This is a genomic window from Gracilimonas sediminicola, from assembly GCF_024320785.1.
GTDB classification, from domain to species: domain Bacteria; phylum Bacteroidota; class Rhodothermia; order Balneolales; family Balneolaceae; genus Gracilimonas; species Gracilimonas sediminicola.
In genome coordinates this window covers 180,504-200,954 of the sequence record NZ_JANDBC010000001.1, presented here as the reverse complement: position 1 = coordinate 200,954, position 20,451 = coordinate 180,504, and the positions used below count along the sequence as shown (strand labels likewise).

Genomic DNA, 20,451 nt, shown 5'->3' with positions numbered 1-20,451 from the left:
CAATTGAAATGAAGGATTAAGAAGGGGTTATCGAATTCTTATAGAATTACTAATTAAGTGCTAACATAACTTGAGCAAGTTCTTTATCTTTAAGGATTAAAATTTTCAGCTAAAAAGTTACGAATGTCAAATAACAGCACAAAAGCAGCAGACGGGAAATTATTAGTTTTAACTCCGGGAATGGGAGCCGTTGCCACCACCTTTATCGCAGGTGTTGAATCTATTCGAAAAGGATTATCCAAGCCTATCGGTTCTCTTACCCAGATGCAGACCATCCGTTTAGGAGCTCGGTCTGAAAACCGAAACCCGCTCATCAAAGATTTTTTACCACTTGCCGAACTGGAAGACCTGACATTCGGGGGTTGGGACGTAAAGCCTGATAATGTGTATGATGCCTGCGTTCACGCCAAAGTGTTGAAGCCACAGGATATTGAGCCCATTGCCGAATTCCTGAAGACTATTGAGCCTATGTCGGCTGCTTTTGAGCAGAAGTATGTGAAGAAGCTGGACGGGCCAAACGTGAAAGATTTCAAAACCAAAAAAGACCTGGCCGAGCAGCTTCGTGAGGACATTCGCAACCGAATGAAGGAAACCGGGGCAACACGTGCGGTAATGGTATGGTGTGGCTCTACTGAGGTTTACCAGTCACCTTCCGAATGTCATATGTCGATCGAAGCCTTTGAAAAAGGCCTGGAAGAAAACGATGAAGCTATTTCCCCGTCTCAGCTTTATGCTTACGCAGCTATCATGGAAGGTGTGCCGTATGCAAACGGTGCTCCAAACTTATCAGCCGATAATCCTGCCCTCACACAGCTGGCAGAAGAGAAAGGCGTACCTATTGCCGGAAAAGACTTTAAAACAGGCCAAACCCTGATGAAAACCATTTTAGCACCTGGATTCAAAACACGGATGCTGGGTATTCAGGGCTGGTTCTCTACCAATATTTTAGGAAACCGTGACGGTGAAGTACTGGACGATCCGGAAAGCTTCAAATCAAAAGAAGTCACCAAGTCAGGTGTACTGGATACCATCCTTCAGCCCGAGACTTACAAAGACCTGTATGCGGATCTGTATCACAAAGTACGCATTAACTATTACCCGCCACGTGGTGATGAGAAAGAAGGCTGGGACAACATCGATATCTTTGGGTGGATGAGCTACCCCATGCAGATCAAAGTGGATTTCTTGTGCCGTGATTCTATTCTCGCTGCACCGATCGTTCTCGACCTTGCCCTGTTCCTTGATCTTGCCAAGCGTGAAGGCAAAGCCGGTGTTCAGGAATGGCTGAGTTTCTACTTCAAGAGTCCCCAGGTTGAAGACGGTCATGTTCAGGAGCACGATATTTTCATTCAGCATTTCAGGCTCAAAAACACCCTGCGCGTTATGGGTGGAGAGCAGCCGGTAACTCACCTGTCTGAGAATTACGACTCCTACAAATAAGTTTTATGTCTGAATTACCAACAAAAACAGGTGTTGTTTTAGCGGCGGGATTTGGTTCCCGCCTGGCCGGTGCGGATACAGATACGGATCTCAAACCACTGACTTCCGTCGGTGGTACTCCGCTTATCTACCGCACCATCGAAAGCCTGAAAACAGCAGAATGCGGTAAAGTCGTCATTGTGCTGGGCTTTGGGTTTGATGAGATTAAGAAAGATATCCTTGATTCCTACACCGGGGATGTGCCCATCGAATTTGCCCATAACAAGCGGTATGATTTGAGTAACGGAATTTCGGTACTGGCTGCTGAGCCTTTTATCGAAGGGGATTTTATTCTAACCATGGCCGATCACATCCTTTCTGATCAAATGATGGAACTGGCGGGCGCGCATCAACCGGATGAAGGCACCGCTACCTTATTGGTAGATTATAAAGTGGATGAAATCTTTGATATGGATGATGCCACCAAAGTGATGGTGAAGGAAGGTCGAATCAAGTCGATAGGAAAGCTTATCAGCGAGTACAACTGCATCGATACGGGCGTATTTGTATGCACTAAAGGCTTGCTTGATGAAATTAAGCGAGTATATGAAGCTTCCGGCGATGCCTCACTTTCTGATGGAGTCCAGGCCCTTGCTGAGGCCGGTAAAATGCATACTCTGGATATTGGAGAGGCTTACTGGCAGGATGTGGACACTCCGGAAATGCTGGCTGAAGCGGAGAAGATGTTATCTGAGATCAATCAACCAATGAAAGGTTAAAATACACTTCTTCTTTGGTGTTTGTTTGGGCCCGGCCCCGGTAGAACAGAACTTCTCCACCTAAAAAGGGCTTTATGATCAGCTTTTTAAAAGCACTCAATTCATCTAACATAGCTACTTTTTCCTCTACTTCACTAAAATAAAAAGTATCGCTGGACCCGTCCTCATAATTGACAGTAATATCGACAGGAATCTTAGTTACTAACACTTCTTTTCGTTTATTAACGGTGACCTTTTCAGGGTTTTTCAGAGTCAATGTTTTTCCATCATAGAAGTAGGTGTAACCGATGGCTTTATTGGAAGAATGCTTAGGTACCATAAAATAGCCGCCGGAAAAACCATTCTCTGTTCTTCCATTAAACTTATAACTGCTTTCAAACAGCCTTGTGGCTAAATTTGTTTGATAGATGTGGTCCATAAATCCGATCCCGGAAACTTTAACGGTATCCTGATCATCTGCGATATAGCCCGAAACTCTGGAAAAGGGAATATGGACAAACATCCCAAGCTCATCCTCATCACCTAACTTAAAAATCCCATTGCCCGGTTTAAAGCCGGGATAGGGTTGATCAAAATTTATATGTATTTCATATTTACCCTTAAAATGAAAGTGATGCTCGCTAAATCCGGGTATGCCTTCAATCCAAATATCCCGTTCAGGATGCAGCTTCATTTTATAGGGGTTTTCCTGAAGTATCAGATTATTCAGGTCATATTCTCTGGGCGAACTATAGTTTTCACCCTTCCAGTTCAACAGGGAAAGTCTTCCGCTGCTTGAAGAATTCCTAAGTCCTGCAAAATGATGTACGGCGTAGGTAACATAGATTTGAGCCCCATTATCCAGAATCACATGGTAGGCCCATTGTTCGTTGTAATAGGCACCCTGTTTTTTGTGAATCTTGAAATCATCTTGTGTAAGCTCCGTTATTTCGGGGTGTGACTTTTCAATATAACCCTGGGCAAACAAAGCCTGATGAAATAAGAATAAACAGAGGATAGCGATTAAAGATTGTTTCATAGAATACTGCTCAAAAAATTAAATGAAATGAGCCTCATCCGGCAAAACGGTTAAGTTGTATTGACCTCAAATTTATTACTTAGCTACCAGGTAATAAAAATAACCGGGTTGATCTTTATTAATGGTTACGGTGCCATTCATCTCAATCAGTTCCCCGCCAATCACTTTTTTGGCTACAAACCTTTTTATGCCTCCCAGTTCATTCAGCAGGGAATAAGTGTCCATGTGCTTATTCACCCTCACATTCAGTAGATCCGTTTGGTAAGGTTTGATTTTAACGTAGCGGTCCAACTCAGAGGTTTCAGGATCCGACTCTACCCGCTCAATTGAAGAAGGGGTGATTAAATATTCGAGTCCGTTTCGGTAGCCGACACCATAGCCAATCGGGGTTTGGATGCCTGCTTTGCGGAGCGTCAGGAAATGGAAAAACATGCCATTCTCAGAATCCCCGGTTTTAATTCGGTAACTGCGGTCAATAATTTCCGAAGAGAGATTATTCTGATAAATGTGATCCATATAGCCCACCCCGGTTACATTCAGCGTATCACTGTTAATAGCCACCATGCCATTCACATCAGCATGGGGAATGAGCAGAGCCATTCCGAGCTCGTTATTACCAACTTTATACACGCCGTCTCCCATGGTTTTCCCTTTCGCGATGTTGGTGAAGGTGAGATCCAGATCGTATTGAACCCCGTCGTTGGTGTTATGAAAAAACAGACGGTGTTTATCATCAAAACTGCCTTTGCCCCAGTAAGGACGTTCAGGATGAGGGCGGATGTAATTACTGTCCGGCTCAACCACTAAGGTTGCAGGATTATATTCCTTATTCACCACATAGGTGTTGCCGTCCGTCCAGGTAACCGAGAGCTTAACGCCGGTAACTCTGCCTTTGAACGAGCCGAAATCGTTGATGGAAAAGGTATAGATCAGCTGAACATCATTGTCGAGGTGAACGTGATAAGTCCACAGCTCGTTAAAATATTTTGACTGAATATTCTTGGCAGCGAAGTCCTCATCATCAGAATCTCCGAAACTGCCAACGGGGAAATACACCGTTTGAGCAGAGAGGGAAGCCGGTAGGAGAAATAGAATAAATAAGAACCTAAAGAAAAAAGATTTCATCGATGAATATAATTGAAAAATTGGGCAGAAAAAGCTGTGTGCAGATGATAGATAATTAATAAAGAGCGTTTTCAGTAGTTGATGTTAGGGTAAATTTTAAAGGCTTAACACGGCTTTGGAAGATTTCATTGGCGAAATGTAAATAATTCTGAATCATAGTTATCCGAACAAACGGGGCAAATCAAGGATTAGTCTGAATCAATTATATGCATGTTAACGGAAGATGTTTTGTTTTTTAAAATTGCGTGATCAAATGAAATAAATTAGGCGAAAAACAGTTAATTTCCACCGCTTCAGGATTGGCGAGCATAATTTTTATGTTAGGCATTTTGAAATGAAGGCAGTCAAAGTTTAGACGCCTTCCAATTAAGTAATCTGCAGAACGAAATAAGACCCGCAGCAAACAGATACAGGGCATTGATTAAAGAATTTTCCAGGAACCTATTTAAATGAAACAACTTCTGAGGCTACTAAAGCCACTTTTGAAATTCAATTATTCCCATCCGTATTGGGTCGTTTCCGTTTGTATTATACTGGCCGTTTTAAGTGGCTATTATGCACTTCAGCTTAAAGTTGATACCGACATTGCCAATCTTCTCCCCGAAGATCATCCCAATGTATTGGCCCTGGAAAAGCTGAGCGAGTCGGTAGGGGGAGAAACCGAAATGCTGGTGGTGATTAACTCTCCCAGCTTTGAAGCCAACAAAGCCTTTGCCGATACCCTGATTCAACGCTCTCTCGATTTGTATTATCCCCGTTATGAAGACACCTTTTTTAAACGGGCTGAATTCCGTAGGGAAACTGAGTTTGTAAAGAACAACGCCCTGTACCTCGCCAGCGAGAACGAGCTGGAGGAAGTAACTCAATACCTGGAAGATGAAATTCAGCAGGCCAAAGAAGAGGCTAACCCGTTCTATTTTGATCTCGGGGATGAAGAAGAGGAAGAAACCGCAGGAGCCGAAAACTTCGAAGACAGCTACAATATGCTGGTTCCTTCAGAGTACCCGGTAAATGAGGACAGTACCATCATGGTAGTCCGGTTCTTTCCAACGGGTTCCAAAAGTGACATCAAGTACCTGGAGGATATGTTTGATGAATATGATTCCCTGCTTGCCTCCATGAACCCTCAGGCTTACCATCCGGAGATGGAAGTTCGTTTCGGTGGCCGGCTGAAACGACACCTTGAGGAACTCACCTCCATCATGAACGACGTTCTGGGAAGTTTTGCCAGCGGGATCAGCAGTGTGATTTTGCTGGTGATGCTGTACTTCTTCTTCAAGAAATACATTCACTATCGAAAAGGAACCAATGGCAATGGCAGTTATTCAGTGTGGTCACACATTTTACGCATGCCGGTTCCGGTGCTTATTATCGGGGTTCCGCTATTGATCAGCCTGACCTGGACATTCGGTATCACCTACTTCTATTTAGGGATATTGAATACCATGACTTCCGTTCTTTTCGTGATCCTTTTCGGGTTGGGCATCGATTACGGTATCCACTATTACGCCCGGTATATAGAGCTTCGTTCGCTGGGAATGAATGCCCATGACGCCGTCATGAAAACCAATGAAAAGACCGGGGAAGCCATCTTGGTATCGGCTTTTACTACCGCTGCTGCTTTATACATTCTGATGTTCGCCGATTTCCGCGGCTTTTCCGAATTTGGTTTTATATCCGGCACCGGAATATTGCTGTCACTCATGGCTATGTTATATATCCTTCCGGCACTGCTGGTTATATTTGATGAACGCCTCAACTGGATCCTGATCTCCGATGAGCAGAAGGAGGAATACACCGGCGTACACCGCTACCCATACGCCCGAACCATTGTAACGGTGGGCCTGGTTGCTTCGGCCTTTGTGATCGGCTTCAGCGGCAATCTCCGCTTTCAGTACGACTTTGGTGAGCTGGAACCCACCTTCCCTGAATATGAAGAATTTCGTTCCTTTGCCGGTCAGGTGGATGACAACAGCAAGCGCAATCCGGCTTACATCATTGCCGAGACCAACGAGCAGGTGGAAGAAATTGCAGGCATCCTGAAAGAACGGATGGATTCCGACACTACTTCACCGACCATAAAAAGCGTGGAGACCCTGCAGGAACGTTATCCAATCCATGAAGCACAAGAGCAGCAGAAGCTTCAAAAAATTGCCGAAATTCGGGAGCTCTTTAAGGACCCATTCTTGGTTGAACAGGAGGATGAGGACCTGGAAAAACTTCGGATGGCCGCCCAAACCACTGAGCCCGTTTCGCTGGATTCCATCCCGAATTACCTGAAGTCCCGTTTTATTACCAAAGACGGAGAGGTGGGGCGTTTCGTTATCATCTATCCGTCGGTAGGGCTGGGAGACGGAAAGAAATCCATCGCCTTTAAGAATGACGTATCGGTGGTGACCCTGGACAGCGGTAAAGAATTTCATGCAGCCAGTACCTCTATTGTAGCCGCCTCCATGCTCGACCTGATGCGAACTGAAAGTCCGTATATGGTAGGGGCCACCTTCATTTTCATTTACTTCTTCATGTTGTTTTCCTTCCGGTCGTTCCGGTGGTCTATCATAGCCATGCTTCCGTTACTGGTGGGTCTGCTCTGGCTGTTTGGTCTCATGATGATATTCGGCCTGCAGTTTAACTTTTATAACCTGGTGGTTCTTCCGGCTATTCTCGGAATCGGGGAAGACAGCGGCGTGCACCTTGCGCACCGTTACCGGGAAGAAGGAAAGAACAGCATGTGGCAGGTACTTTCCAGTACGGGGCAGCACATAACCATGGGCTCCATTACCACCATGCTGGGTTTTGCCGGACTGCTTTTCACCAATCATCCGGGCCTGCAGTCGATAGGAGTGATGGCGGTGCTGGGAATCGGCATGACCTTGCTTACCTCGATTACCTTTCTGCCCGCGCTCATCCAATGGCTGGAAGATAAAGACTGGATTCGGTTTTAGGGTTGATAGATTTAAGATAAAAGATGTTAGATGTGAGAGGTTAGTGATGAGTGATGAGTAAACTCACTTCTCACTACTCAACACTCAATACTCCTCATATTCAAGCCATTCGTACCGCTAACTATTTGATTTTCCTTTCTCAAAAGAAATCTGCACATTCCTGAGAAGATGTTATCCGGCGACTTTATCCGTCTTTCGGGTCGGGTAATATCCGGGAAACACCGAATGAGAGTTTTGAAGAGGGATTCGGGGATTTTATCCACCGCGTACTAACAAAGTTCTTGTTTGGATAGTATTACGTGCATTTAAAAATTGTGAGGAGATATGAAAACTTATCTAACGCTGTTCTTTTTACTATTATCTACTTCAGCATTTGCTCAAGAACAATTGACGGTTTTTTATTTTGGTGCTTCAGATTGCGGCCCCTGTAATCGACCAGATGTAATTGAGAGTATCGATAAGATCAGAGCAAATTTTGATTCCCAGCATACAAATTATGATACAAAATTAGTCATGGTGGCTATGGATGAGGATATAGATACCGGGCTAAAGTATATTTCTAAGTATGATGAATGGGATGAAATATCAATAGGTAGCAGATATCATAATGAGAATACCTTGGCTCACCTAAATAACATAATGATTCCAGGGGTACCTCATATCATAATTTTCAAGGACACTTTTGAAGTTGGCGACTATGGTGTTGAAATAATAAAGAATAGAGAGTTAGTTAAGAATATTCTCAGTGGTGAGGAAATTGTATCTTGGGTAGATGGGGAAATGAAACTTGATTAATAAACACATATGTATATAAAAAGCGTTTCAAGCGGACTCGTTTAGGGTTCGGTACTTATTCGAACAACTCGGCTCGCTGTTTAAACACCGGGTCGTTATAAACCTTCTCATGATTAAAAAAGGATTATTTATTTTTGCTTCTCTATTTATTGTCGCAGGTTGTGATGTAAGCAATTCAGATTCAAAAGAGATTGTAGAAATTGAGCGATTAGATTCTTTTTATCGTTTCAATGATGTTTATCCTACGAGCTATATATTTAACACTCAATACCGGTGGGAGTTGTTCTGGAAAGCGAATACTGGAGATGGATCAATTTATGATAATGATGGAACTGATATCGAACTGCCAGTTATAGACTTTGAGAATAAAACATTAATTGGTGTTTTTTATGATAGGTTAGGGCAAATGCATCAGCCAAAAGATCCTAAAGTTTATTACAGTGGCAGTCGTTTAGTTATTGATTTAGATTCTTTAACTCATACCAATAACAGAGATGCTACTTGGATTCCATATCTATTATTCACTGTTGATAAAACTGATACAGATATTGAGTTTGTTGGTAATACACCTGACAATTGAAACTACAGGGTTTATAAAAAGGCGTTTTTTATTCGAAATGATAAGAAATCAGCATTGACACTAATCCGTACCGCTAACTATTTGATTTTCCTTTCTCAAAAGAAATCTGCACATTCCTGAGTGGATGTTATCCGGCGACTTTTCGGATATTATCCACCGTGTGCAAATAAAGTTATTGTTTGGATAGTATTATGTTATGGAACCTCAAACCTCTGACAAAATTATTTTCCTTTTTTTGAGTTTATTACCATACTATAGAAGTATTCAAACTTTATGAGAGAACTCATGATTAACGAAAAAATCAAAAAACAAGCACTTGAACTTTCTGATCAAGAACGTGCTGAACTTGCACATATGCTGATAGATAGTCTTCACCCAGAGAAAGAATTTGACTCGGAGGAAGCTTGGTCAAAAGAACTTAAAAAACGTATTGACCGATATGAGCAAGGTGAGAGTTCTGCAAAGCCCTGGAGCGAAGTGAAGAAAAATGCACAAGCACTTCTTGATTGATGAGCAAATTGGCCTTTGAACTTGACGATGCTGCAGAGGCCGAGTTCTACGATATTGTTGATTATTACAAGCAATTTGATCACACACTTTCCTACGATTTTATTCAAGAGTTTGAAGATGCTGTTCAGAGACTAATAAAATTCCCCAAAGCGGGTCATCCCTATCTACATCAGACAAAACGTATTTTCCTTAACCGTTTTCCCTATGCAATTGTGTACAAGGTTTACAGGGATAAATTGATCATGGTTTTTGCCATCATGCATATGAAACGAAAACCGGATTATTGGGAAAAACGCCTTAAATAAATTGCAGGGTTGCATAACCAGCGCTTCAACACGGTCTTGGCCGATAATTGCCAATAATACAGATTTTCAAAGTTGCAGCATTTCCAGCTTTTCATCACTTTAATAACTTATAATGGCCAAGCCGGTTAAACCGCAGGCCGTTAGCAACCTAATCCTCTATTGGTTCTCAAAATACATTCCAGTATATTATCAGTACTTTAAAAAACTTTAAATGTACCGATATGAATATTTCCCTGACCAATGATATTGAGCCTCTCTCTGAGTTTCGGAAAAGATCTGCTGATTTTGTGAAACGCTTAAAAAAGGATAAACAGCCTATCGTACTTACTCAACATGGGAAAAGTGCTGCGGTTTTAATGGATGTGTCAGAATATGAGCGGTTCACTAAAAAAATGGAAATGCTGGAAGATCTGCTTGAAGCCAAGCAACAGGTGGAACAAGGCAAGACCTATACTATGGATGAAGCAAAAAAAAGGATCGAAAGTCACCTTTCTAAATGGAAGTAATTTTTACCGATCGATTTTTAACAAGGGTTGAAGAGTGTACAGACTATATTGCTTTAGATCATGTCCCTACGGCTGTCCAATGGGCCGAAGGTATTTTTGAGCATTGTGAGCAACTCAGGACACAGCCCGATAGTGGAAGAATGATTCCGGAGTTTAACCGGCCTGAGATAAAGGAACTAATCCATGGTAATTATCGCCTGGTGTACGAGTTAAAACCAAATCGGGTAGACATGCTTACCATTTGGCATACAAGTCAAGTATTACCTAAAAAACCATATTAACGGTTGGCTAACAAGATGTTTTAAATCGAACGCGTACAGGCTGCGATAGAACTTGTTTGCAAAGAATTAATTTCGCTACTTCTACCAACTCATAATCTCTGATGCATAACCACCAGCCCGCCATAACCCACTTCCATGAAAGCCATATTATTAAAGGAATACGGATTGCCGCATAAGCTGGAGGTTGGGGAAGTTCCCAAACCGGTTCCGAAGGATGAGGAAGTGCTGGTTCGCATTCACTCGGCTTCCATCAATGACTGGGATTGGGGATTGGTCAGAGGAAATCCGTTTATCATTCGCCTGTTATATGGATTGCGAACTCCCAAAATCCGAATCCCCGGGGTAGATATTTCCGGAACCATCGAAGCGGCAGGGGAAGAAGTGAATTCCTTCAGCATCGGCGATGAGATATACTGCGACCTCTCAGAATGTGGCTTTGGCGGATTTGCCGAATACGTGTGTGTACCGGAGAACATGGTATCAAAAAAGCCCGGGAACCTGAGACATAATGAAGCCGCGGCCCTTCCACACGCCGGACTTCTGGCTCTTCAGGGACTTATCCATAAAAGGGAAATGAAATCTGGTGAAAGGATACTGATCAACGGGGCCGGAGGTGGAGTTGGCAGTCTGGCCATCCAAATGCTAAAGCCATTACAAGCAGAGGTGACCGGGGTGGATAGCGGAGAAAAGCTTGAAATGATGAAGTCGCTGGGATATGATTATGTGATCGATTACAAGACAACAGACTTTACAGAAACCGGTGAACGGTATGACCTTATCCTCGATGCAAAAACAAACCGGTCGGTGTTTACCTATGCCCGATGTCTCAAAAAGAAGGGGAGGTATGTCACCGTTGGAGGTTCGATGACCCGGTTATTTGGAATAGTATTAGTAGGATGGATTCTGTCACTCTTTACCGGGAAAAAGCTTAGTGTTCTTGCCCTGAAACCGAATAAGGGCTTGGATCAGCTGTCAAGACTTGCGGAAAAAGGGATACTCAAACCCGTTATCGACGGACCGTACCCCTTTGATCAGATCCCGGAATTAATTCAGTATTTTGGAGAGGGAAAGCATAAAGGGAAGGTTGTGGTTAAGATAAAAGATAGCAGCATGTAGAAGCGGAGCTTCCCGTAAGGAGTTCATGAGTATAGCGGCGAAACCAGATTAAATAGTATTTTTATGAATAAAGAGACCGTGTTAGTTACCGGGGCAACAGGGAATGTGGGGAGGGAAGTTGTGGCCGCGCTTCAGGCTTTTCATCCGGAGGCGGATATACGGGTTGCCGTCCGCTCTCCTAAAGAGTTGGATCAGAAAACATCCGATTATGAATCGGTTTACCTGGATTTTCAGGACCCCGATTCTTTTACCAAAGCCGTTGCCGGGTGCACTTCTGTTTTTTTGCTGCGTCCACCGGCCATATCCAACACCAAAGACACCCTGAACCGCTTTATAGGTTGTGCCCGAAAGAGCGGGGTTCGTCGTATTGTATTTTTATCGGTAGCCGGGGCAGCAGATAACCGGTGGGTGCCTCATCATGCTGTGGAACAAGAGCTTAAAAACGGCCCGGAGGATTGGGTAATTTTACGCCCCGGATTTTTTGCCCAGAACCTGGAGTCTGCTTACAGGGAAGATATTGTGCAGGACGACCGGCTCTATGTACCGGCCGGAAACGGCAGGGTGGCCTTTGTAGATGTTCGGGATATAGGTGAAGTGGCTGCTAAGGTATTAACATCACCGAATAAACATGCCGGAATGATATATACCTTAACCGGCCCTGAATCTTACACCTTTTACGAAGTTGCTGATCTGCTGAGCCAATATTTGAACCGATCCATAATCTATAAACCGGCTTCTATACCGGGATATATGTTCCACTTACTGTTCACAAAAAAACTGGGTTTTATGCAGTCTATCGTGCAAACCATTCTGCATGTCGGGTTAAGATTTGGACAGGCTGAAAAGGTGGACCCAATGCTGGGCAGGCTTTTGAGCCATACCCCAAATAACATTGAGCATTATATTCGAGATCGCACCGAAGTTTGGGAAGAATAAAGTTATCTTGTTTATACAGCAAAAGTACAGTTTATACGTTGACAGCGATTCTTAAATTCACTTAAAACCCTGTTATGGAAAATAATAAATATCCCAGATCATTCTCACACATTGGCATTACCGTACCTGACATTAATAAAGCGGTAGAATTCTATAAAGAGGTAATGGGATTCTATGTAATTATGCCTCCCTCAGAAATTACTAAGGAGGCCGATACGGCTATTGGCCAAATGTGTATTGATGTTTTTGGAGAGGATTGGGAAACCTTTGAAATTGCCCATATGTCAACCTCCGATGGTATTGGTATTGAATTATTTTCTTTCCCACATGGAGTGAAAGAAGCCCCCGAATTTAATCCATTCGATACCGGGCTTTTTCATTTTTGTGTTCAGGATCCGGATATAGAAGCGTTAACAGACAAAATTGTTGAATTCGGTGGCAAGCAACGGATGCCCATTCGAGAGTACTACCCCGGAGACAAGCCCTATAAAATGGTCTATGTTGAGGACCCATTCGGTATCATTTTCGAGATATACACTCACAGTTATGAACTAACCTATTCATCAGGAGCATATCAGGAGTAATTGCTTTCAAGCCGATAAAAGAATAGCCTAAAGAACCAGATGCGGTAAATCGGGGATCGGTGTGATACTTGTTTGTATAGCTATTGGTGGAGTAATGGGAAATGAGTGGGCAGGTTTCCTGGTCGGGGTCATCATCTCCATTATTATTGCTAAAAAGTTTAGAGAACCTAATATCGATTCATCTGATTAGCCGATTGCAGGCCTTAGCTTAAACGGAATCAAATCTTTCAGGCTTTTGCTGATTGCTCTAATAACTTTCGGCTGTATAATCTTAGTCAGATCGCCCTTATTAAACTATTTAATAATGGGTTTAAACATCAAAAATTTGTTAATTGAAGGAATCGGATGAGCAGTACACAACATTGACGAATTATGTGCGTGCATGAAAAAGAGCGGTGGCAAAAAAAGAGCGGTTAGCATCCCCGGGAAATCTGTTATAACAACAGCTGAACAGTTTCTTCCGATTATGAAGGCGTACATTAATCGTGACTGCCTTTGGATGAATGTTCCCATCCGGCTGAGTGAATTATTGGGAGAGAGCAGAGACAAAATTATCGGCCGGTCTGTATCTGATTATTTCGTTGAAGAAGATCGAGAGAAAATAAATCAGCAATGGCTGGAGCTTATCACTCATTCCACTAATTCTTTTTCTCTGTTTACAAAAATGATTGGGGCCGATAAAGAAACCATAGATGTACAATTGGTTTGTTTTTATCCGGGAGAGTTTGAAAAGAATGGGGTTGATATTGTAGCCTACATTCAGGATTTGACCAAGCAAAACCGCCATGTTCGGACTATTGAGAATCAGGTTAAGGAGCATACCCGGTTTATAGAGCTATTATCGGATGGATACTTGCTGGTGGATTCTGAAGGACGAATCAAAGAAGTGAACAACGCTTATTGCAGGATGACGGGCTACAGCCGGAAAGAAGTATTAGGAATGACCATTTTCGATATCAACCCCGATCTTACCCCCGATGATCAGCAGCAACTCATTGATTCTCTGAAAAAGAATCAATCGCAAAGTATTGAAGTAATTCACAGATCACGGCAGGGGAGTAACCTGGAATTGCAAGGAACCCTGGTGGCCCTTGAGCGGGATGATGGAATCTATATCGCAGGCATTGTAAAGAATATAACAGAGCACAATGCCATTATGCGGGAGCTTACTAAGCAAAGTGTGTTTAATTCGAAGCTGCTGGAATCTACAAATGACGGATATATACTTGCTGATGCCAAAGGAAACATATTGGACGTCAATCCGGCATACAGCCAAATGGTGGGATATACCAGGGAAGAGCTGCAAAAGATGACTATTCGGGAACTGGAAAGTAATTTCAATGATGAGGAGATATTTGAGATTATTAAAGAGGCTATGGAAACCGGAAACGTGAAGTTTAAGACCAGTCACTTAAATAGTTCAGGAAATGATGTGATTCTGGAATCGAGCCTGACCCTTATTGACGGCGTGGAAGATGAACCTCTTGTAGTAGGATTTGTGAGAGACATTACAGCCAATATGCTGTTAATGAATAAGATTAAAGAAAGTGAAGAACGTTGGGAAGGACTGGTAAAAGATAATCCAAATGCAGTGGTTCTGACTAAGGGTGAAGAGATTATTTTTGTCAATGACGCCGTACTGAAACTTTATGGTACCGATAAAGAAAGTGAGATAGTGGGGCATTTTCTGCTTGAGTTTATTCATCCGGACGACCGTGAAAAGGTGAAAAGCAGGCTAAGAAATTTTAATGCGGGGGGAACAGAACCGCCCGCTGATCTTCGCTTTATGCGCAAGAACGGTGAGGTTCGGTATCTTGAAGTTCACTCAACACAAGCTCGCTTTCATGGTTTAACAGCTATACAATCGGTACTGCATGATGTCACTGATAGGGTGCTATACAAACGGAGTATCGAGAAGTCGCTTAAGCAAAAAGAAGTGTTGCTTGAAGAGGTTCATCACCGCGTGAAGAACAACCTCGCTGTGGTTTCCGGGCTAATGGAACTGAAAGTGATGTACACCCAGAATGAGGAATTGGCCAAAGAACTGACCGACAGCTATCAGCGTATCCATACGATGGCCCGGATTCATGAAACGATGTATCAGAATGAGTCACTTGAGGATCTTCAATTCCACGAGTTAGTGGAACAACTGGTTGATTCTGTGCTTACGGCATTTGAGGCAGAACAAGTACATGTAAGTTATGATCTTGAGCCCGTCATCCTGACCGTGAATGATGCTATTCCCTGTGCTTTGATTTTGAATGAAGTGGTAAGTAACAGTGTCCGGCATGGCTTTAAGGAGTATGAAACGGCCGAACTTTCACTTAAGATTGAGCAGCATAAAGGACAGGTTGATCTACAGATTATGGATAATGGCTCTGGAATACCTGATCATATTATTGAGAATAGAAATGATTCTCTTGGTTTTACCCTCATGGATATGCTTACCGATCAACTTTCCGGAAAGCTGACCATTAAAGGCGCTGAAGATGCGGGGGGAACGGTTGTCCGGCTTCAGTTCCCTAACGAAAGTGCCTGAAAATGGTATCTTTTACAGCCCGGGGTATCCAACTTCTTGCCAAGCTCTCAATATTTTATTAGATAAAAGCGTTGCCTGTTCACTGACCAAAGGCTTTCATCCTGCAATTGCGACCACTTATTATGAGTTACTTTAAGCAGCTTTATCAACCTATAAAAGTCCCTTCAACGGGGTTATTTTCTGCGGATCATAAAAAGTATTTTATTGGCTTTTGTGCGTTCTGGCTGTTCATTGCTTTTCTGGAATTCGGTCAGGATTACATAAGTTCGGTGATTCAGGACAGTGCCTTCAGAGCAGGAGAGTCATTAGCCTACAAACTCTTTTGGCCGCTATTTATCCCATTTTTTGTAGCACTGGATTATGGCATAGCCAAAGCAGGAGAACGAATATCCGGCTTTTTCTATATCGCTGTGCTGGGTGTTCAAATCATGATGGTAACATTTATACACCTGCTCATTTTTTCCGTCATACTATTCGGGGTTTCCATTCTCATCCACGACAACCCGATGACCCTGCTCTATATCCTCTTTGAAAAATTATCCACCCGATTGTATATAGCACTGTCGGTTTATACGGCTCTTTCGGGGTTGACTATTTTTGTAAAACGAAGACGAATCGGGGAAGAACAATCACAAACAGTTCAGCCCCAAACCATAACCATAAAGAATGGACGAAGTAACCTGGTGGTGGATATAAACGACATCAAGTGGATCAGTTCGGATGGTGCCTATCTCGATATTTTCACCGACAATCAAAAGCACGTGGTACTCGACAGCCTGAAGAATATCATCGAAGACTTGCCTGATCAATTTAAACGAATTCACAAATCCACTATCGTGAACATTCATCGAATAGAGGAATTACAGTCGCGAGGGAACGGGGATTATGATGTGATATTGGATGACGGGAATCAGGTTCGGCTCAGCCGTAATTATGCAGATGCGCTCAGGGGAAATCTGCTGTAGCGGTTCTACTCATCTTGTTCGGCAAACTACTCAGGTCATGTTAATGGAGGTCGTAAAGCCTTTCTGAATACCTACATTAGCGGGTGAAGTGTAACATTTTCCTTTAAACACTAATCCCAAACTAATGAATATGATCAAAATACAACTCTCGCTTTTGCTACTGATGATGGCTTCCGGCTGCAGTTTTGCGCAGGAGTCGGCCTTGAGAAATGCGCGACTGGTTGGAGGTCCGTGCCAGGGTTGTGAAGCCGTGCTGGATTTTGGCGACCGCCAACTTTCCCCAACTGACACCTTACCTGAATTCGGTGACAATGAACCCAAAATCAAAATCACCGGTACTATTTATGAAAGCGACGGTAAGACACCGGCAGAGGGGGTGATTCTCTTCGTTCATCAAACCAACGCAGATGGAGTATATCCCAAACGAGGCGGTGAAACCGGTTGGGAACGCAGCTACGGTTACATTCACGGATGGGTTAAAACCGATGCTGACGGCAGGTATACCTTCTACACCTTCCGGCCCGGTAAATACGCAACACAACCGGCACACATTCATCCCATTGTTCTGGAACCGAATGGAAAATACTACTGGTTGGGGGCCTACTTTTTTGAAGATGATCCACGGTTGGATGATGACCAGCAAAATCCGGTTGCACCCAGAGGAGGAAGTTCAGGCGTTGTATCCCTGAAAAAAGAAAACGGCATCCTGGTTGGAGAAAGAGATTTCATTCTGGGTAAAAATGTGAGAGGCTATGAATAAGGCAATCTTCCATACCATCTTTTTTATTCTGATTGCCGGTGCTTCCTGTGTATTCGCAGCGGGTCAAAGTAACGGAGAGCAAAGAACAGACTCAACCGAAAGCATAAACCTGATTGTGGATACCGAGCAATCGGTAGTAAAATGGAGAGGAACCGAAATGCGAGGTTCCGACAGCCACGAGGGAATCCTGAAGTTGCGTGAAGGCCACCTGGAATTAGATGGTGGTCAGCTGACCAGCGGTTATTTCATAGCCGATATGCACTCCATAACGGTAACCGACATCCCCAAAAGTGATCCGGTTCCGCGGCGATATTTAACCGAGCATCTGGAAAGTGAAGACTTCTTTTATGTGGAGAAATATCCAACAGCCGGATTTGAAATCACCCAAACCCAAAAGCTGGAAGCCGATCGGGTGAGGATAACTGGCAATTTGTCGATCAGAGATGTAACCCGGACAGTGGAATTTTCCGCCACAAAAGCATCTGATGAGTCAAACTTTCGTTACACGGCTTCCTTTACTATCGACCGGTTTGAGTATAATATCTCTTATCAGGGAAGTTACTGGAAACGAATTACGAGCCTTATCGACAATAATTTTGTGGATGCTGAGATCTCCATTTCTGTTGAGTTGGTTGCACTCACTATGAATAATTGAGGGAGCTTAGTTCCGGATTCGGTTAGTTAAAACCCTGCAATTCCGTATTTTTGAGGCATGCAGAAAGAATTACAAATCCGAGTGCTGCCCGATGTGGCAGGAGAGTCTCATTTACTGGAAGAATACCTTATTGATAAAGAGGGGTTAGCCCCGGAAGATCTGCGTCATGTGCAGGTTTTACGTCGTTCCATCGATGCCCGATCCAGACAGGCTTACTACAACCTGAAAGTACGGATGTATATCAACGAGGAGTTTGAACCGGATGAAATCTCTCTTCCCGATTATCCCAATGTGAGTAATGCCGAGGAGGTGATAATAATTGGAGCAGGTCCGGCAGGCTTGTTTGCTGCACTTGAGCTGCTGGAAAATGGGCTGAAGCCGGTCATCATTGAGCGTGGAAAAAATGCAAAAAACCGGATTCAGGACCTGAAGGGAATTAACGTCAGGCATGAGGTGAATGAGGATTCGAACTACTGCTTTGGGGAAGGTGGAGCCGGAACCTATTCGGATGGTAAGCTATACACGCGCTCCAAAAAGCGGGGTGATGTCCGGAAAGTGCTGGAGCTGCTGGTTGGTTTCGGAGCGGTAAAGAACATCCTGGTGGAAGCTCACCCTCACATTGGAACCAATAAACTGCCGGATATTATAGCCAACATGCGGGAGTGTATTTTACAACACGGCGGAGAAATTCATTTCAATACCCGTGTTACAGATCTAATAACTGATTCTTCTTCCATAAAAGGAGTGATTGCACAAGACGGAACCAGGTTTACGGCTAAAAGAGTGATCCTGGCGACAGGGCATTCTGCCCGTGATATTTTTGAGCTTCTGCACCGAAAGGGGATAGAAATTGAACTTAAGCCGTTGGCCATTGGGGTACGTGTAGAGCATCCGCAGTCACTGATAGATTCCATTCAATACAACTGTGAAACCCGGGGAGATTATCTTCCGCCTGCTGCCTACAGTATTGTTAAACAGGTGGATGATCGCGGGGTGTATTCGTTTTGTATGTGTCCGGGTGGCGTTATAGCTCCCTGTGCAACCTCGCCGGGGGAAGTTGTGACCAACGGGTGGTCTTCTTCACGCCGGGCCCGATCTACGGCCAACTCGGGCATTGTGGTAGAATTGAAGCCTGAAGACTTTAAACCGTTTGAAAAGTTCGGCCCGCTGGCAGCAATGGAATTTCAGCGCTCCATAGAACAGAAAGCCTGGGCAGAAGGAGGGAAAACCCAAACGGCACCGGCTCAGCGACTGCGGGACTTTATAAAAGGGGATGTTTCTGAGGACTTGCCCAACACCTCTTATGCACCGGGCATTACCTCGGTTGAACTGGGTTCGGTTTTGCCGGACTTCATCCATAAAAACCTGAAAGAGGGGTTTCTCCAATTCGACCGCAGCATGCGTGGCTACCTGACGAATGATGCGGTAGTTCATGCTCCTGAATCCCGTACTTCAAGTCCGGTTAAAATCCCAAGAAACAGAGAAACCCTGGAGCATGTACAAATCGCCGGATTATATCCCTGTGGCGAAGGAGCCGGCTATGCTGGGGGAATTGTCTCTGCAGCCATGGATGGGATGAGGTGTGCCAAGCAGATTAAGATGAGGCAGGGAAACTAAGTATAGCTTAGAGAACCAAACCCGATTCTATTTTGGAAATCAGGTGAATCGTATTACTATGGAGCTTTGTCGCAGGCTTGCCTACAAGTGCAAGGGCTTCAATCAGAACCGCAAAATGGATGGTGTTGCTTAAGTGGGAAAAGATATATTCAAGAGTCAGGAAGCACGAAACAGACAGGAAGAATGGTTTCAACTTTTTTTAGCTAAGGTTGATCTGAATGTGAATTTTAAGATGGTTCCTACAGCATTCGGGGAAAGCCATGTTTTATTGGCCGGTAATCCTGACAAGCCACCGTTGGTTTGCCTGCACGCTATGCTTACCAGTTCGGCTCACTTGCTTTCTGAAATCAGGTACCTGGCCGAGCATTACCAACTCATTCTTCCGGATATTCCCGGGTTTTCTGTAAAAGGCATCCCTGAACGGCTTTCATTTAAAGACAATAGTCATTCTCAATGGCTTGCCGGGGTTATAGACTCTTTTGAACCGGAAACGGTTCACTTATTCGGGGTAAGCATAGGCGGGTATATTGCCCGGGAATTTTCTTTAGCTTTTCCTGAACGGGTTGGTAAGTTGATCCTGTTAGTTCCGGCGGGCATTTTTCAGGCTCCGGTGATTAAAGGCTTAATGACCCTGACGATTCCGATGATTAAATATAAATTCAACCCGTCCGAAGAGAATCTGAAAAACCTGGTAGATTATTTCTTAACAACCTGGGATGATGATTGGGCTCATTTTCTTGGTGATTCCATAAATGACTTCATCACTCCAAAGAAAATTCCGTCGGTCGCTTCTGATGAAGAACTGCAAAACTTAACTATGCCGGTTCTCACTATTGCTGCAGACAATGATTTGTCTTTTCCCGGAGAACCATTGATTGAAAGGGCTACAGAACACATTCCGAATGTTGAAACGGAGCTGCTGCCGGATACCCGTCACAGTCCGCCAACTACGGAAGAATTCAGGAGATGGCTTTCTCGACGGGTAGATACATTTTTAAAGGGATGAGATATAACCT

At 43.8% G+C, this 20,451-nt stretch carries 20 protein-coding genes; 18 read left to right on the top strand and 2 right to left on the bottom strand.

All coding sequences use genetic code 11. The annotated features are described in order from the left end of the window. Nucleotides 1-123: 123 nt before the first annotated feature. Both NM125_RS01075 and NM125_RS01070 read left to right on the top strand, forming a co-directional pair. On the top strand, nucleotides 124-1,440 hold the full coding sequence (locus tag NM125_RS01075; RefSeq protein WP_255131995.1) for an inositol-3-phosphate synthase: 1,317 nt from the start codon (nucleotides 124-126) through the stop codon (nucleotides 1,438-1,440). Nucleotides 1,441-1,445: 5 nt separating this feature from the next. Beyond that, nucleotides 1,446-2,198, top strand: a complete 753-nt coding sequence (locus tag NM125_RS01070; RefSeq protein ID WP_255131992.1) for a phosphocholine cytidylyltransferase family protein — start codon at nucleotides 1,446-1,448, stop codon at nucleotides 2,196-2,198. On the opposite strand, the gene NM125_RS01065 is transcribed toward NM125_RS01070, so the two are convergent. Both NM125_RS01065 and NM125_RS01060 read right to left on the bottom strand, forming a co-directional pair. Beyond that, nucleotides 2,176-3,216 carry a hypothetical protein gene (locus NM125_RS01065; RefSeq protein ID WP_255131990.1) on the bottom strand — a complete coding sequence of 347 codons (1,041 nt, stop codon included), beginning with the start codon at nucleotides 3,214-3,216 and terminating at the stop codon, nucleotides 2,176-2,178. The two genes, NM125_RS01070 and NM125_RS01065, sit on opposite strands and share 23 nt — an antisense overlap. A 75-nt stretch (nucleotides 3,217-3,291) precedes the next feature. Further along, entirely contained in the window at nucleotides 3,292-4,341 is a 1,050-nt protein-coding gene (locus NM125_RS01060) for a hypothetical protein (protein WP_255131988.1), read from the bottom strand. 449 nt (nucleotides 4,342-4,790) lie between these two features. Here NM125_RS01060 and NM125_RS01055 point away from each other — a divergent pair, with 449 nt between their 5' ends. The 16 genes from NM125_RS01055 to NM125_RS00985 all read left to right on the top strand — a co-directional run bounded on the left by NM125_RS01055 (nucleotide 4,791) and on the right by NM125_RS00985 (nucleotide 20,441). Further along, complete coding sequence (locus tag NM125_RS01055; protein WP_255131986.1) at nucleotides 4,791-7,286, top strand: efflux RND transporter permease subunit; 2,496 nt, start codon at nucleotides 4,791-4,793, stop codon at nucleotides 7,284-7,286. 324 nt (nucleotides 7,287-7,610) lie between these two features. Continuing rightward, nucleotides 7,611-8,081 carry a thioredoxin domain-containing protein gene (locus NM125_RS01050; protein ID WP_255131984.1) on the top strand — a complete coding sequence of 157 codons (471 nt, stop codon included), beginning with the start codon at nucleotides 7,611-7,613 and terminating at the stop codon, nucleotides 8,079-8,081. 109 nt (nucleotides 8,082-8,190) lie between these two features. After that, entirely contained in the window at nucleotides 8,191-8,661 is a 471-nt protein-coding gene (locus tag NM125_RS01045; protein ID WP_255131982.1) for a hypothetical protein, read from the top strand. Between the two features lie 285 nt (nucleotides 8,662-8,946). Next, on the top strand, nucleotides 8,947-9,171 hold the full coding sequence (locus NM125_RS01040; protein ID WP_255131980.1) for an addiction module protein: 225 nt from the start codon (nucleotides 8,947-8,949) through the stop codon (nucleotides 9,169-9,171). Nucleotides 9,172-9,179: 8 nt separating this feature from the next. Further along, nucleotides 9,180-9,476 carry a type II toxin-antitoxin system RelE/ParE family toxin gene (locus NM125_RS01035; protein WP_255131979.1) on the top strand — a complete coding sequence of 99 codons (297 nt, stop codon included), beginning with the start codon at nucleotides 9,180-9,182 and terminating at the stop codon, nucleotides 9,474-9,476. 221 nt (nucleotides 9,477-9,697) lie between these two features. Then, entirely contained in the window at nucleotides 9,698-9,982 is a 285-nt protein-coding gene (locus NM125_RS01030) for a type II toxin-antitoxin system Phd/YefM family antitoxin (protein ID WP_255131977.1), read from the top strand. Beyond that, nucleotides 9,973-10,263: a type II toxin-antitoxin system RelE/ParE family toxin gene (locus NM125_RS16025; protein WP_432419278.1), complete on the top strand. Its 291-nt coding sequence runs from the start codon at nucleotides 9,973-9,975 to the stop codon at nucleotides 10,261-10,263. Before NM125_RS01030 ends, NM125_RS16025 begins: the two co-directional genes overlap by 10 nt. Nucleotides 10,264-10,398: 135 nt before the next feature. Then, nucleotides 10,399-11,379 (top strand): NAD(P)-dependent alcohol dehydrogenase, encoded by a 981-nt coding sequence (locus NM125_RS01025; protein ID WP_255131975.1) that lies wholly within the window; start codon nucleotides 10,399-10,401, stop codon nucleotides 11,377-11,379. A gap of 63 nt (nucleotides 11,380-11,442) precedes the next feature. Then, nucleotides 11,443-12,315 (top strand): NmrA family NAD(P)-binding protein, encoded by an 873-nt coding sequence (locus tag NM125_RS01020; protein ID WP_255131972.1) that lies wholly within the window; start codon nucleotides 11,443-11,445, stop codon nucleotides 12,313-12,315. 74 nt (nucleotides 12,316-12,389) lie between these two features. Next, nucleotides 12,390-12,899: a lactoylglutathione lyase family protein gene (locus tag NM125_RS01015; protein ID WP_255131971.1), complete on the top strand. Its 510-nt coding sequence runs from the start codon at nucleotides 12,390-12,392 to the stop codon at nucleotides 12,897-12,899. Nucleotides 12,900-13,365: 466 nt separating this feature from the next. Beyond that, on the top strand, nucleotides 13,366-15,438 hold the full coding sequence (locus NM125_RS01010) for a PAS domain S-box protein (protein WP_255131969.1): 2,073 nt from the start codon (nucleotides 13,366-13,368) through the stop codon (nucleotides 15,436-15,438). A gap of 122 nt (nucleotides 15,439-15,560) precedes the next feature. Further along, nucleotides 15,561-16,403 carry a LytR/AlgR family response regulator transcription factor gene (locus NM125_RS01005; RefSeq protein WP_255131966.1) on the top strand — a complete coding sequence of 281 codons (843 nt, stop codon included), beginning with the start codon at nucleotides 15,561-15,563 and terminating at the stop codon, nucleotides 16,401-16,403. A 130-nt stretch (nucleotides 16,404-16,533) separates the two neighbouring features. Then, complete coding sequence (locus NM125_RS01000; protein WP_255131964.1) at nucleotides 16,534-17,163, top strand: hypothetical protein; 630 nt, start codon at nucleotides 16,534-16,536, stop codon at nucleotides 17,161-17,163. After that, nucleotides 17,156-17,818 (top strand): YceI family protein, encoded by a 663-nt coding sequence (locus NM125_RS00995; protein ID WP_255131962.1) that lies wholly within the window; start codon nucleotides 17,156-17,158, stop codon nucleotides 17,816-17,818. Before NM125_RS01000 ends, NM125_RS00995 begins: the two co-directional genes overlap by 8 nt. A 57-nt stretch (nucleotides 17,819-17,875) precedes the next feature. Continuing rightward, nucleotides 17,876-19,435: an NAD(P)/FAD-dependent oxidoreductase gene (locus NM125_RS00990; protein ID WP_255131960.1), complete on the top strand. Its 1,560-nt coding sequence runs from the start codon at nucleotides 17,876-17,878 to the stop codon at nucleotides 19,433-19,435. Nucleotides 19,436-19,568: 133 nt separating this feature from the next. Then, nucleotides 19,569-20,441, top strand: a complete 873-nt coding sequence (locus NM125_RS00985) for an alpha/beta fold hydrolase (protein ID WP_255131959.1) — start codon at nucleotides 19,569-19,571, stop codon at nucleotides 20,439-20,441. Nucleotides 20,442-20,451: the final 10 nt, after the last annotated feature.

What these genes read in the sequence shown, in the direction of transcription:
- NM125_RS01075 (WP_255131995.1), top strand. Translation starts at nt 124, where the DNA reads ATGTCAAATAACAGCACAAAAGCAGCAGACGGGAAATTATTAGTTTTA.
- NM125_RS01070 (WP_255131992.1), top strand. Translation starts at nt 1,446, where the DNA reads ATGTCTGAATTACCAACAAAAACAGGTGTTGTTTTAGCGGCGGGATTT.
- NM125_RS01065 (WP_255131990.1), bottom strand. Translation starts at nt 3,216, where the DNA reads ATGAAACAATCTTTAATCGCTATCCTCTGTTTATTCTTATTTCATCAG.
- NM125_RS01060 (WP_255131988.1), bottom strand. Translation starts at nt 4,341, where the DNA reads ATGAAATCTTTTTTCTTTAGGTTCTTATTTATTCTATTTCTCCTACCG.
- NM125_RS01055 (WP_255131986.1), top strand. Translation starts at nt 4,791, where the DNA reads ATGAAACAACTTCTGAGGCTACTAAAGCCACTTTTGAAATTCAATTAT.
- NM125_RS01050 (WP_255131984.1), top strand. Translation starts at nt 7,611, where the DNA reads ATGAAAACTTATCTAACGCTGTTCTTTTTACTATTATCTACTTCAGCA.
- NM125_RS01045 (WP_255131982.1), top strand. Translation starts at nt 8,191, where the DNA reads ATGATTAAAAAAGGATTATTTATTTTTGCTTCTCTATTTATTGTCGCA.
- NM125_RS01040 (WP_255131980.1), top strand. Translation starts at nt 8,947, where the DNA reads ATGATTAACGAAAAAATCAAAAAACAAGCACTTGAACTTTCTGATCAA.
- NM125_RS01030 (WP_255131977.1), top strand. Translation starts at nt 9,698, where the DNA reads ATGAATATTTCCCTGACCAATGATATTGAGCCTCTCTCTGAGTTTCGG.
- NM125_RS16025 (WP_432419278.1), top strand. Translation starts at nt 9,973, where the DNA reads ATGGAAGTAATTTTTACCGATCGATTTTTAACAAGGGTTGAAGAGTGT.
- NM125_RS01025 (WP_255131975.1), top strand. Translation starts at nt 10,399, where the DNA reads ATGAAAGCCATATTATTAAAGGAATACGGATTGCCGCATAAGCTGGAG.
- NM125_RS01020 (WP_255131972.1), top strand. Translation starts at nt 11,443, where the DNA reads ATGAATAAAGAGACCGTGTTAGTTACCGGGGCAACAGGGAATGTGGGG.
- NM125_RS01015 (WP_255131971.1), top strand. Translation starts at nt 12,390, where the DNA reads ATGGAAAATAATAAATATCCCAGATCATTCTCACACATTGGCATTACC.
- NM125_RS01010 (WP_255131969.1), top strand. Translation starts at nt 13,366, where the DNA reads ATGAAGGCGTACATTAATCGTGACTGCCTTTGGATGAATGTTCCCATC.
- NM125_RS01005 (WP_255131966.1), top strand. Translation starts at nt 15,561, where the DNA reads ATGAGTTACTTTAAGCAGCTTTATCAACCTATAAAAGTCCCTTCAACG.
- NM125_RS01000 (WP_255131964.1), top strand. Translation starts at nt 16,534, where the DNA reads ATGATCAAAATACAACTCTCGCTTTTGCTACTGATGATGGCTTCCGGC.
- NM125_RS00995 (WP_255131962.1), top strand. Translation starts at nt 17,156, where the DNA reads ATGAATAAGGCAATCTTCCATACCATCTTTTTTATTCTGATTGCCGGT.
- NM125_RS00990 (WP_255131960.1), top strand. Translation starts at nt 17,876, where the DNA reads ATGCAGAAAGAATTACAAATCCGAGTGCTGCCCGATGTGGCAGGAGAG.